We start from the raw sequence: 12,776 nt of genomic DNA, 5'->3' as shown, positions 1-12,776 counted from the left end.
CCGCCCGCAAGTGGGAGCCCAGGACGATCCGCCTGCGACTGATGCACATCCCCGCCACCATCGCCCGCCACGCCCGCCGCACCCTCATCCGCTACAGGGCCGACCACCCCTGGACCCATCTCCTCCTCCAAGGCATCGAACGCCTCCAGACCCTGCCCGCACCCTGACGCGGGCCCCCGCCCCTGAGAACGCCCCCCTGACCCCCGGGACCCCCCGACACCGACCACCGCGCCCCACCACGCGCGGCGAACCACCACACCCCCATGCCACAATCAACCCCGCAGCACCGGCAACGACGCCGCCCAACCCCACCCAACCAGACGATGAAAGATCGAGGCTAAGTGACGATCTCGTCATCGGCCCCGCCCCGACGAGACGCTCCGCCCCCGCGCCGCGACCGCACTCCCCGGTTGAGCTGCCCGATGCCCGCCCACCGCGCCCGGCCCGCTCGCGCAAGGGGATTCCCTCCCCATTCCGCCGGGGCGATCGCCCCTGTACCATCCGTCTATTATCGTTCCCGACCGGAAAGGCCCCATCGTGCGCAGCCCCATCTTCGACCAGGCGCTTCAGGAGCAGCAGACCGCCCAGCGCTGGATCCTCCAGTCCGAGAAAATGCTCAGGGTGGTCATGGGCCCCGAGGTGATCGCCGCTCAAGGGGCGATGGTCGCCTACCAGGGCAATATCGACTTCGCCTACCAGGGCGCCAGGAGCCTGGGCGGCATGATCAAGAAGGCCCTGACCAACGAGGGCGGCAACCTCATGCGCGTCAACGGCCAGGGCGAGATCTTCTTCGCCCGCTCGTCCCATAATATCTTCCTCATCGAGCTCGAGGGCGACGCCATCACCATCAACACCCGCTCCCTGCTGGCCTTCGACTCGATCCTGTCCTACGACATCCGCATGATGAGCAACGCCGGCATCCTCTCCGGCGGCCTGTTCAACCTGTTCGTCCAGGGGCAGGGCGTGGCGGCGATCTCCTCTCACGGCACCCCCATGCTGCTCGACTGCTCCCGGCAGCCCACCTTCGTCGACCCGCAGGCCGCGGTCTGCTGGTCGGCGAACCTCCAGCCGCAGATCAGGAGCACCTTCACGGCCGGCGCCATTATCGGGCGCGGCTCGGGCGAGGCCTTCCAGCTGGGCTTCTTCGGCCCGGGATTCGTCGTCGTCCAGCCCAGCGAGGGTCAGCAGCCGAGGGTCGCCGGCTGAGCCGCCCCGGCCGGCCCCGATCAGCGCTGGCCGGGCCCCGCCGACGCAGAGCGTCCGGGTCCGATCAGCACCGATCGGGCCGGCCGACGACGAGCGCTCGGCCCGGTCGGGTCGTTCCCGACGCCGCCCCGACGCCGCCCCGACGCCGCCCCGGCGGGCCCCGCCGCCCCCGCCGGCGCGGGCCGGTCAACCAGCACCGGACCGGCCCGCCGCCGGCGCCCCGTCCGGGCCGTTTCCGCGAGGGTCTCGGTGAGCTCCACAAGCGGAGTGAGGCGAACCCCACTGTTATCGAACCGTGATCTTCCGTATCCTCTAGGTATCCACAGGATTGCCCGCCCCCTATGGTGCGGCACCATGAATCCCTGAGATGATCAGCGCAAGGAAGGAGGACGCCATGGATGCCCGACGCTCGCACATGGTCGTCCTCCGCGGCGTGGGCGTCCTCCTCGTCCTGCTGCTCGGCTCCGTCCTGGCCCTGGTGCAGCCGGCCTCCGCGGCCCCCGCCCTGATCGCCACGGAATCGCCCCGGCCCCCGGATAATGTGCAGGCGGATCATACGGGGATGATCGACGACGATCCGCATCCACCCGACTCCACCCCCTCCGCCATTTCCGACGACGACGCGACGACGCGGCCGACATCGTCCCAGAACCAGGACCCCGCCCCCGCCCACTCCGACTCCGAGGCCGCCTCCCAGCCGTCCGCGCCGGGTGCGCCGGGTGCGCCGGGCGCGCCCGAGACGAACGCACCGCCGATGGCCACGCCGACGCCGTCGGCCGCGCCCTCCGCCCCCTCGCCGGGGCCCGCCCCGGCCGCGACCCCTCCCGCGGGCTCCTCCGTCGTCGTGACGGTGGTCGACCCGGAGGACGACGGGTTCAGCGACGGGAGCGGTTTCGGCGACGAGGGCATATCCGCGGAGGCGGGCGCCGCCGTCGCCACGACCATGGCCGTGGCGATCCCCTCCGCGCCCTCCATCCACACCGTGGGCGGATTGCTGGCCTACACGGGTGCGGGCCTCGGGCTCGTCCTGGCCATGGTGTGCCTGCTCGTCATCGGGGCCCTCGCCCTGTGGCGCAGCCGCCGGGAGGAGACCGCCCCCGCCTTCTTCTGAACCGGGGCCGGTCCCCGGTCGGCCCGCCCCTCCCCGGCCCGACTCCGGGCGGCGGGCCGCCCGCGCCGTCGGGCTGCACGCCCGAGGCGAACGGTGACGCCTCTCGCAACGAGACGGCGCCCGTGTCGGTTACCGTCTGAGGGTCACATGTGCGAAGGGAACCACCACCTATGAGTGAAACGGGTCAGCCCGGGCGGAACCGTCACCCCGGGAAGAAGGACGGCTCCGCCGGCCGCGGCAAGGGGGACAAGTCCAAGAGACGCGGCGCTCTCGGCAACCCGCTGCTGTGGATCCTCCCCCTCATTCTCGTGGCCCTGCTGGGCTGGTCGCTGCTGTCCGGGCTCAGGGGCTACCGCGCCATTGACACCTCGGACGGCCTGACCCTGCTCAAGGACTCGGCCTCGACGATCAAGTCCGCGACCGTCATCGACGGCACGCAGCGGGTCGAGCTCGACCTCACCGAGGACTACGTCCTCAAGCCCAAGGAATCGGGTGAAACCGAGCAGAACCTCGGCAAGAAGGTGCAATTCACCTTCACCGACGCCCAGTCCAACCAGGTCAACCGCCTCGTCCAGGCGGCCGATCCGCCGGGCGGGTTCGACTCCGTGGTCCCCACGACGAGCTGGTGGGCCTCCATGCTCCAGCTCCTGGTGCCCATGGCGCTGTTCATCGGCATTATGTGGTGGGTGCTGGGGCGCATGAGCGGCGGGCGCAGCGGCGCCATGGGCTTCGGCAGGTCCAAGGCGAAGGTCTCCTCCAAGGAGATGCCCGAGGTCACCTTCGACGACGTCGCCGGCGAGGACGAGGCCGTCGAGGAGCTGGAGGAGATCCGCGAGTTCCTCTCCGAGCCGGAGAAGTTCCAGGCCGTCGGCGCCAAGATCCCCAAGGGCGTGCTGCTCTACGGCCCGCCCGGGACCGGCAAGACCCTGCTGGCCCGGGCCGTGGCCGGCGAGGCGGGCGTGCCCTTCTACTCCATGAGCGGCTCGGAGTTCGTCGAGATGTTCGTGGGCGTGGGCGCCTCGCGCGTGCGCGACCTGTTCGAGCAGGCCAAGGAGGACGCCCCCGCCATCATCTTCGTCGATGAGATCGACGCCGTCGGCCGCCACCGCGGCTCGGGCATGGGCGGCGGGCACGACGAGCGCGAGCAGACCCTCAACCAGCTGCTGGTCGAGATGGACGGCTTCGACGCCACCACCAACGTCATCCTCATCGCCGCCACCAACCGCCCCGACGTCCTGGACCCCGCCCTGCTGCGCCCCGGCCGCTTCGACCGGCAGGTCAGCGTCGAGGCCCCCGACATGGCCGGGCGCGCCGCCATCCTCAAGGTGCACGCCAAGGGCAAGCCCATGACGCGCGACGTCGACCTGGAGCTGGTGGCCAAGCGCACGCCCGGCTTCACCGGCGCGGACCTGGCCAACGTCCTCAACGAGGCGGCCCTGCTCACCGCCCGCTCCAACGCCCAGCTCATCGACAACCGGGCCCTGGACGAGGCCATCGACCGCGTTATCGCCGGCCCCCAGAAGCGCACCCGCGTCATGAACGAGCACGAGAAGGCCGTCACCGCCTACCACGAGGCCGGCCACGCCCTGTGCGCGGCCGCCGGCGCCTACTCCGACCCGGTCACCAAGGTGACGATCCTGCCGCGCGGCAAGGCCCTGGGCTACACCATGGTCATGCCCAGCGACGACAAGTACTCCACCACCCGCAACGAGCTGCTCGACCAGCTCGTCTACGCCATGGGCGGGCGCGTGGCCGAGGAGCTCGTCTTCCGCGACCCCACCACCGGGGCCTCCAACGACATCGAGAAGGCCACCGCCACGGCCCGCCAGATGGTGACCGACTTCGGCATGACCCGCTCCGTGGGCGCCGTCAAGCTCGGCACTACCGAGAACGAGACGGTGCTGGGCCTGAGCGCCACCAGCCGCGACTTCTCCGAGGACGTCGCCGCGACCGTCGACGCCGAGGTGCGCGCCCTCATGGACGCCGCCCACCGGGAGGCCTGGCAGATCCTCACCCGCAACCGCGACGTCCTGGAGGAGCTGGCCACGCAGCTGCTGGAGAGGGAGACGCTCCTGGAGAAGGACCTCGAGCGCATCTTCGCCCCCGTGGTCAAGCAGCCCGAGCGCCCCCTGTGGTCCAGCGACGACACCCTGGTCATGGACGAGGCCATCGCCGCCGGCGACTACTTCGCCGGATCGAAGGTCCCGCGCCGCGGCGGGGCGGGTGGGGACCGGCGGTGAGCTACGACGCCGAGGGCGTGCGCCGGGCGGTGCGCGACCTGCTCGTGGCCATTGGCGAGGACCCCGACCGCGAGGGCCTGCGCCAGACCCCCGAGCGGATGGCGCGCGCCTTCGCGGAGATGTTCTCCGGCCTCGACGAGGATCCCGGGGCCCATGTGGAGCGGGTCTTCGACGTCGGGCACTCCGAGATGGTGCTCGTGCGCGACATCCCGCTGTACTCGGTGTGCGAGCACCACCTGCTGCCCTTCCATGGGACGGCGCACGTGGCCTACATCCCCGGGCCCGAGGGGAGGGTGACGGGCCTGAGCAAGGTGGCGCGGCTCGTGGACGGCTACGCCCGCCGGCCCCAGGTCCAGGAGCGGCTGACGGCGCAGGTGGCCGACGCCATGATCGAGCGGCTGGGCGCCCAGGGTGTCCTCGTCGTCGTCGAGGCCGAGCACCTGTGCATGTCCATGCGCGGCGTCCACAAGCCCGGCGCCAGTACGGTGACGAGCGCGGTGCGCGGCCTGCTGCGCAACGCCGCCACCCGCAGCGAGGCCATGAGCCTCATCCTGGGGCGCCGGTCCTGAGGCCGGGGCGGCGCCCGCCGTGGTCGCCGCCCGGCCCGCGGCGCCTCTCCCGGGGTCCGCGGGGGCGCCGTTTGTCCAAATCTGTTGCAAAGGCCCGGATCGCGCCGGGATGCGCGAAGAGAATCGTTGATATTCCGCGCTTTTCTCCGCGGCCGATCCCGCCGTGGAGCGCCTTTGCAACAGATTCGGACACGCCCCCGCCCCGGACCGTCCCAGGAGCCCCATCCGCACCACCCCGCGCCCGCCCGGCCTCGCCATCATGACGATCCCGACCCGCGGGCCGCCGCTACTGGTGAGAAAGGCTTGAAGGTTGTTCAGCGGGCTCATGGCGGTGCTCTCCTGTGCGGACCACTTGCGTTCCGCTGGACCACGGTGGTCCGACCGTCGTTCTCGAGGGCGGAATGCGCGTCTCGGCGTCCGGGGCGCGGCGGCGTCGGGCGCCGTAGTCCGCGAGATCGCCGGGTAACCGCCGAGCACGTCACTTAACCCGCGAGCACGTCTGCTAGAGTGACGTGCTCGCGGGTTAAGTGACGATCTCGCGGGTTATGTGACGTGCTCGTGAGCCGGCCGCGTCACGGCATGCGAGACGACGTTCCACCATGCGGGACGACCGGCGGGGCGGAGCGGGGACGGGGCGCCGGAACCGCCCCCGACGACTGGCCCGTCGACCCCACCGCGCCCATCGCCCCCACCGCCCCACCGCCCCCAGCGCCCCACCGCACCCGGGGGCGACTCGGGCGGGCCGTCACGACCGACCCCCGCACCCCACCGCCCTCAACGACCCCGCGCGTCACACCCGGGAGACGCGCTCGGACGCCCTCGCAGCAGCCCTCCGGACGAGGAGGACCCGTCCGAGCAGACCGCCACCACGACCTTCACGCCCCACGTCTTCAAAACCACCCCTGAATAACCTTCCTTATTAGAGATTTTATTGTGCTTTATCTACGCGCAATAAAGCAGGGCGCGGCCCGGGGCTCGCAATGACCCGCAGCGAGACCGCGAGTCTCATCCCGGGGCGGTGCTCGGCGATCCTGATGTCGGGTCGGAGATCCCGGGGTGGTGCTTGGAGCGGCCACTCACTGGACCCGGAGCGGCACGGACAGGACCGCGGTGAAGCGCTCGGCGGTGCGGGCGACGTCGAAGGTGCCGCCCAGCGCCTCCACCCTGCGCCTGGCCCCGGGCAGGCCGAGCCCGGAGGAGAAGACGGCGGAGTCCCTCGCCTCCGGCCCGTGCCAGGGCGCATCCCGCCCGGCCCGTCCGCCTTCCGGTCCGTCCCCGGGTCCGTCGCACTGCCCGCCTTCCGGTCCGGCTCCGGTCCCGTCGCGCCGCCCGTCCCCGGGTCCGTCGCGCCGCCCGCCTCCCGGTCCGGCCGGCCCATGGTGCCGCCCGCCTCCCCGCTCCGGCGCGACGGTGTTGGAGACCATGGCCTCCAGGCTCAGCCCGTCGGTCTCCATGAGGATCCGGGCGCCGCCGGGCGCCGCGTACTTGGTCATATTGCTCACCAGCTCGCCCAGGACGCGCGCGAGCTGCTGGTGCACGCCCGGCGGCACGGCGTCGGCGTCGAGCGCCTCCAGGCCGACCGTCTCCAGGGCGATCCCGCGGCCGGCGAGGATGAGGCGGGCCTCGTCGACGACCTCGGCCAGGGGGCGGGGGGCGGAGGAGGCCAGGACGTCCAGGCCGGCGGCGCCCCCGGCGTCGTTCACGGTCCGCAGATTGCCCCGCAGCTGCTCGACGGCGGCGCGCACGGAGGCCGTCATGGCCGCGAGTTCGGGGGAGAGCGGGGCGTTTCGCGGCTGGGCGAGCCGGGCCTGCTCGGCGGCCGTGACCGCCCGGGTGAGGTCGCGCACGACCGTGTCGTGCAGTTCGGAGACCACGAGGAGGCGCTGGCGCTCCAGGTCCTCCCGGTAGCGGTCGGCCACCGCGTCGGCCTGCCGGCGCGGGCGGCGCACGAGCTCGGCGACGACCAGGGGGATGGGCCCGTAGACGATCATGGACATCATGTATCCGTCGGAGCTCGCGGACTCGAAGGGGATGAGCCCCACCGCGGTGCTCAGGGCCACCAGGCCGTAGGCCGCCACGCGGGGGAATCCGCGGGTGAGGAGGATCGCGGCGCACAGCCACGGACCCACGATGACCGGGAGCGGGAACTCGCTGCGGATTATCGCGTGAGCGGCCAGGAAGCTCAGGAGACCGAGCGCGCCGCCCACCGCGGGCCGCACGGAGACCAGGGCCACGGCGAGGCCCGAGACCAGTATGAACCAGATCTTCGGGCTCGACGAGCCGTCGTACACCATGGATTGCAGGGTGAAGAGGCCCGCGGCCAGCGCGTACAGCAGGTGGGTGCGCCGCCGCGGCGCCCACGTGGCGAAGTTCGTGGCGCTCCACAGCATCGTCCGCGCGGCGCCCCGTCCGCCCCGCGCGGCGCCCCGTCCGCCCCTCTCGTTCTCCGGGCCGACGGCGCTCACGACGTCGCCTTCCGCGGCAGCGGCACGCTCAGAGACACGGTCCACAGGCCCGGCGCGCGGACGACGTCGAAGGCCCCGCCCAGCGACTCGACGCGCCGTCGCGCCCCCGTCAGCCCCAGGCCGGGCAGGACGGGGGCGTCCGACTCCCCCGGCCCCGCCGCCGGGACGGCGTTGGAGACCACGGCCCTCAGGCTCAGCCCGTCGGTCCCGACGACGAGCCGGGCGCCGCCGGGCGCCGCGTACCTGGCCGTATTGCTCACCAGTTCGCTGAGGACGCGCACGAGCTGCTGGTGCACGCCCGGCGGCACGGCGTCGGCGTCGAGCGCCTCCAGGCCGACCGTCTCCAGGGCGATCCCGCGGCCGGCGAGGATGAGGCGGGCCTCGTCGACGACCTCGGCCAGGGGGCGGGGGGCGGAGGAGGCCAGGACGTCCAGACCGGAGGCCCCCCCGGCGTCGCTCATGGCCCGCAGGCTGCCCCGCAGCTGCTCGACGGCGGTGCGCACGGAGGTTGTGAGCGCGCTCAGGTCGCGGGCGAGCGCGGCGCCGGGCCGGGCGAGTCGCGCCTGCTCGGCGGTCATGACCGCCCGGGTGAGGTCGCGCACGACCGTGTCGTGCAGTTCGGAGACCACGAGGAGGCGCTGGCGCTCCAGGTCCTCCCGGTAGCGGTCGGCCACCGCGTCGGCCTGCTGGCGCGGGCGGCGCATGAGCTCGGCGATGATCAGGAAGAAGCAGCCCGCACCCCCTAGCATCACGTAGAATTCCGACTCGTAGCTCGGCCGCGTGCTCAATTGGAATGTGACGTACTCGAGGGCGACGTTGAGGGCCGCCAGGCCGTAGGCCACCACGCGGGGGAAGCCGCGCGACAGGAGGACCGAGGCGCACAGCCACGGTCCGAGCGGGGGCAGCACGGGGCCGCTGGCCCCGCGCGCCACCACCTGGAAGACGCCCGAGGCCAGGAGGCTGAGCGCACCGCTCCCCAGCGGCCACACCGACACCAGGGCCAAGCCCAGGCCCCCGGCCACCTGGTAGCCGACCCACTCGGGGTGCAGGGGGGCCATGCTCATGACGGACAACAGGGTGAGAAGGCCCGCACAGGCCACGCACAGCAGGTGGGTGCGCCGCCGCGGCGCCCACGTGGCGAAGCGGGTGCGGGCCAGCGGGCCGGTGGTGCCCGCCGCGGGTCGCGACTGCGCGGGCCGCGCCGCCGACCGCGACTCCGCCCCCGCCGACCGCGACTCCGCCCCCGCCGACCGCGACTCCGCCCCCGCGGGCCGCGCCGCCGTCTCGCCTCCGGTTCTCATGACGATCTCCTGCCTGTCAACGGTTAGCATCCTGTCATGGCTCTCACCTCCCTGCCCCAGTCCCCGCCGCAGGTGGTCCGGGTCGCGCTCGTCGACGACGACGCCTTCGTCCTGACCGCCCTGCGCGCCTACCTGGCCTCCTCGGAGAGGATCGAGGTCGCCTCCACCTTCAACCGCGCCGTCGACGCCCTCGCCTTCCTGCGCCGGGTCCCCGTGGACGTCCTGCTCACCGACGTGCGCATGCCCGGCATGGACGGGCTGGCGCTGCTGAGCCGCGTGCGCGTCGAGCATCCGCGCACCGCCGTCGTCGTCCTGACATCCTTCGACGACGACGAGGCCATGCTCGCCGCCCTGTCGCAGTCGGCCCACGGCTTCCTCCTCAAGGACTCCGCCCCCGAGGAGATCGTCCGGGCCGTCCTCGCGGCGGCCGACGGCGGCACCACCATCTCCCCGACCACCGCCTCCCGGCTCGTGGCCCGCCACCTGCGCCCGGCCCGCCGCGGCGGCCGGCCCGATATCACCGGGGCCGAGCAGGAGGTCCTCGCCCTGCTGTGCGAGGGCTACTCCAATGCGGAGATCGCCCAGCGCCTCGTCGTCGCCGAATCCACCGTCAAGACTCATGTCTCCCACCTCATGAAGAAGTACAGGGCGGCCTCCCGCCTCAAGCTCGTCGTCGCCGTCCACCGGGAGCGGGAGGCCGCGCTGTAGGCGCACGCGCCGCGGGGTCCTCCCGCTCCGGGCTCCTTCTTCGGGCTCCTCATCAGTCGGCGGCCAGGGCGGTCACCGGTGCGACGGCCGCGGCCCGGCCCGCCGGTCGCAGTGAGGCGGCGACGCCGACCAGGAGGGTGACGGCCAGGAGTCCGGCCAGTGGGAGCCAGGGGACGGCGACTTCGATGCCGCCGTCGCTCAGGATCGCGAGTGTGCCTGCCGCGCCCAGGGCGGTTCCGGTCAGGACGCCCAGACCCCCGCCGATGGCTGCCAGGAGGGCGGCCTCGGTGGTGATGAGGCGGCGGATCTGGGGGCGGGTGGTGCCGGTGGCGCGCAGGACGCCGATCTCGCGGGTGCGCTCCAGGACGGAGATGTCGGTGGTGTTGGCCAGGCCCGTCAGGGAGATGACCAGGGCGGCTCCCATGACCAGGCAGATGGTGAGCACGGTGCGGTGGAGCATGTCGGTGAACGTGTCGCGCCCCTGGGTCCTTCCGATGACCATGAGGTCCTGTCCGCGGACGGCCCGGCGCACGGCGTCCTCGACGCCCTGGGAGGAGCCGTTCCCGCCGGCTCGCACCCACATGAGGGCGTTGGTGGGGGCGCCGCCGTTGAGGCGCTCGGCGGCGGCGGGGGTGATGACGGCGCCCCAGCCCTCCCTGACGCGGGCGGTCAGGGTGGTGCTGCCGGCCGGTCCGGTGAGGGTGACCGCGGCGCCGTCGGGGATGCCGTAGATCTCGCCGACGATGAGGGTGTTGTCGTCGAGGTCCTCCAGGCCCCTGGTGGAGCGCGCGACGGGGGCGATGGCGGCGGTGTCGATGGACAGGACGTCGGTCTGCTCGGTCTTGCCGTCCACGGTCTGGGTCAGGTCGAGGCTGGGGACGAGGACGGTGTCCTGCACGCCGTCGACGCCCCTGATGGTGGAGGTCAGGGCGGCGGCGTCGGTCTGCGGCGTCACCCCGAAGATGGTGATGTCGGTGGGCGAGGCCTGGTTCACGATGTTCTGGAAGGAGGAGGTGAAGGAGAACAGGCCCACGAACAGGGTCGAGCCGACCAGGGCGCACACGAACAGGGTGGCGGCGCTGGCCGCGGAGCGGCCGGGGTTGCGCTCCAGGTTGCGGGCGGCCAGGTGGAAGATCGGACGGCGCTCCTCGTCCCCGATGCGCCCGATCAGGCCGACGGCGCCGCCCACCAGCAGGGGCAGGGCCGCCAGGGTCCCCAGGGCGATGAGGGCGGCGCCGCCGGCCGTGACGTAGAGGTTGTGCCCGACCGTCCCCAGCACCAGGGCGGCAACGCCGGCCAGGGCGAGGACCGCTCCGGCGATGGCGGCCCACCGCCGGGCCCTGCCGGCCTGCTTGGCGCCGGTGATCTGGCCGGTGATGGCCACCAGGGGAGAGACGCGGGAGGCGCGGCGGGCCGGGAGCAGGACGGCGATGAGGGTGACCAGGGTGCCCACGGCGACGGTGACGGCCAGGGAGAGGGGGGTGATGGTGAGCTGGTCGGCGCCCAGGTCCTCGATGACGCCGGCGCGGATGAGGGCGACGGCGGCCCCGGCCCCGAGCCCGGCGCCGAGGATGGAGCCGATCAATCCGGTGAGGGCGGCGGTGCGCAGCACGGCGCCCATGACCTGGCGCCGGGAGGCGCCGATGCAGCGCAGCAGTCCGGCTGTGCGGGTCTGGCGGGCCACCAGGGCGGTGAAGGTGGTGGCGATGACGATGGCGGACACCACCGCGCACACCGGGGCCAGCAGGTTCAGGAGCGTGGCGATCATGGTGCCGCCCGACTGGGAGGCGGCGGCCCGCTGGGCCACGGCGGTATCGGCGTCCACCACGGAGGCGGCGGGCTGAACGGCGTGCACCACTTGTTCGACCTCGCTCACGAGGTCGCCGGTGCTCACCCCCGGCTCGGCGTCCACGTACAGGCGGTGGTAGGTGGTTCTCGCCCCCATGGCGGCCAGCTGGTCGGCCGTGGCGTAGACGGCGCCGCCCGTGCTCGAGTCCAGGCCCGCGTCGGGGCCCGGGGAGATGATGCCCACCACGGTGGGGCTGGTGCGGATATCGCCGTCGTCGTTGTTCTTCAGGCGGATGACGTCGCCCACGCCGAGCTCCTGCTGCTTGGCCAGGGTGGTGTCGATGGCCACCTCCCCGGGCCCCTGCGGCAGGCGCCCGGCCGTCAGGGTCGTGCGCTCGCTGAGCGCGGGCACGTCCTGGGCCAGGACCGCGGACCCCACGGCGCGAGTGAGCTGTTCGGGCAGATCCAGTCGGAGGATGTCCATGTGCTCCCCGCGCACTGAGGCCACGCCGTCCAAGTCGGACAGCCGTGCGATGACGGCGTCGTCCAGTGGGCCGCCGCCCTCGGAGGGGCGGGCGGGGACGACGACGGCGTCGGCCCCGCCCAGGGACAGGCGGGCGTCGGCTTGCATGCCGGTGGTGTAGGAGTCGGAGACGATGAAGGCGAAGGCGATCAGGGCCGCGCTCAGGGCCACCGCCACCAGGGCCGCGGCGGTGCGGCGCACATCCAGCAAAGAGGGCACGTCAGCGCACCCCCCTCTGGGTCGGGCCGGCCGGTGCGGCGTGGCGGGCGCCGGCCGGGGCTGCGTGGTGGTGGGCGTGGTGTGCGCTGTGGGTGGGGTTGTCGGTGGTGATGCGTCCGTCTGTGAGGCGGATGATGCGGTTGGTGGTGGCGGCGGCGTTCTCGTCGTGGGTGACCATGACCACGGTCTGGCCCAGGTTGCGGCACATGGCCCCCAGGGCGGACAGGAGCGAGGCCGCCGAGGCGGTGTCCAGGGCGCCGGTGGGCTCGTCGGCGAAGACCACCTCGGGGCGCCCGGCCAGGGCCCGGGCCACGGCCACCCTCTGCTGCTGGCCCCCCGACAGCTGGCTGGGCCGGTGGCCCAGGCGATCGGCGATGCCCAGGGCGTCGATGACCGCCCGGTACCACTGCTCATCGGGCCTGCGCCGGGCCAGGCGCAACGGGAGCAGGATGTTCTCCTCCGCACTCAAAGTGGGCAGGAGGTTGAAGGCCTGGAACACGAACCCCAGCCTGTCGCGCCGCACCCGGGTCAACTGAGCGTCGTTCATGCCCGCCAGATCCTCACCCGCGATCAGAACACTGCCCGAGGTGGGAGTGTCCAATCCGGCCAGGCAGTGCAGCAGAGTCGACTTGCCCGACCCCGACGG

The 12,776-nt window shown here is 72.9% G+C and carries 9 protein-coding genes; 5 read left to right on the top strand and 4 right to left on the bottom strand.

Annotated elements, in window-relative coordinates; genetic code table 11:
- Positions 1–537: 537 nt before the first annotated feature.
- From G446_RS0112900 to folE, 4 genes are all read left to right on the top strand, one after another.
- The gene (locus G446_RS0112900) at positions 538–1,206 is read left to right on the top strand and encodes an AIM24 family protein (RefSeq protein ID WP_026410448.1); all 669 of its coding nucleotides are present in this window, start codon (positions 538–540) and stop codon (positions 1,204–1,206) included.
- Positions 1,207–1,600: 394 nt separating this feature from the next.
- The gene (locus G446_RS0112895; protein WP_026410447.1) at positions 1,601–2,317 is read left to right on the top strand and encodes a hypothetical protein; all 717 of its coding nucleotides are present in this window, start codon (positions 1,601–1,603) and stop codon (positions 2,315–2,317) included.
- Between the two features lie 170 nt (positions 2,318–2,487).
- The gene (ftsH, locus tag G446_RS17970; RefSeq protein WP_051286005.1) at positions 2,488–4,557 is read left to right on the top strand and encodes an ATP-dependent zinc metalloprotease FtsH; all 2,070 of its coding nucleotides are present in this window, start codon (positions 2,488–2,490) and stop codon (positions 4,555–4,557) included.
- Positions 4,554–5,126 (top strand): GTP cyclohydrolase I FolE, encoded by a 573-nt coding sequence (folE, locus tag G446_RS0112885; RefSeq protein ID WP_026410446.1) that lies wholly within the window; start codon positions 4,554–4,556, stop codon positions 5,124–5,126. Before ftsH ends, folE begins: the two co-directional genes overlap by 4 nt.
- A 1,076-nt stretch (positions 5,127–6,202) precedes the next feature.
- Here the strand turns inward: folE and G446_RS20665 are convergent.
- Together G446_RS20665 and G446_RS17965 are read right to left on the bottom strand one after the other, a co-directional pair.
- On the bottom strand, positions 6,203–7,591 hold the full coding sequence (locus G446_RS20665) for a sensor histidine kinase (protein WP_084779247.1): 1,389 nt from the start codon (positions 7,589–7,591) through the stop codon (positions 6,203–6,205).
- Positions 7,588–8,892 carry a sensor histidine kinase gene (locus G446_RS17965; RefSeq protein ID WP_245574710.1) on the bottom strand — a complete coding sequence of 435 codons (1,305 nt, stop codon included), beginning with the start codon at positions 8,890–8,892 and terminating at the stop codon, positions 7,588–7,590. Before G446_RS17965 ends, G446_RS20665 begins: the two co-directional genes overlap by 4 nt.
- Before the next feature lie 36 nt (positions 8,893–8,928).
- Between G446_RS17965 and G446_RS0112870 the strand changes: the two genes are divergently transcribed.
- The gene (locus tag G446_RS0112870) at positions 8,929–9,600 is read left to right on the top strand and encodes a response regulator (RefSeq protein WP_026410444.1); all 672 of its coding nucleotides are present in this window, start codon (positions 8,929–8,931) and stop codon (positions 9,598–9,600) included.
- Positions 9,601–9,652: 52 nt separating this feature from the next.
- Here G446_RS0112870 and G446_RS0112865 read toward each other — a convergent pair whose 3' ends face one another.
- Entirely contained in the window at positions 9,653–12,130 is a 2,478-nt protein-coding gene (locus G446_RS0112865) for an FtsX-like permease family protein (protein ID WP_026410443.1), read from the bottom strand.
- Position 12,131: 1 nt separating this feature from the next.
- Positions 12,132–12,776, bottom strand: a 645-nt coding sequence (locus tag G446_RS17960; protein WP_156916675.1) for an ABC transporter ATP-binding protein, incomplete at its 5' end; no start/stop codon positions are given.

Origin of the sequence: Actinomyces dentalis DSM 19115 (assembly GCF_000429225.1) — a bacterium.
Classification (GTDB): Bacteria; Actinomycetota; Actinomycetes; order Actinomycetales; family Actinomycetaceae; genus Actinomyces; species Actinomyces dentalis.
Note: the sequence above shows the minus strand (reverse complement) of the source record. Positions and strands in the feature narration are given on the sequence as shown.

What these genes read in the sequence shown, in the direction of transcription:
- G446_RS17965 (WP_245574710.1), bottom strand. Translation starts at nt 8,892, where the DNA reads ATGAGAACCGGAGGCGAGACGGCGGCGCGGCCCGCGGGGGCGGAGTCG.
- G446_RS0112895 (WP_026410447.1), top strand. Translation starts at nt 1,601, where the DNA reads ATGGATGCCCGACGCTCGCACATGGTCGTCCTCCGCGGCGTGGGCGTC.
- G446_RS0112870 (WP_026410444.1), top strand. Translation starts at nt 8,929, where the DNA reads ATGGCTCTCACCTCCCTGCCCCAGTCCCCGCCGCAGGTGGTCCGGGTC.
- ftsH (WP_051286005.1), top strand. Translation starts at nt 2,488, where the DNA reads ATGAGTGAAACGGGTCAGCCCGGGCGGAACCGTCACCCCGGGAAGAAG.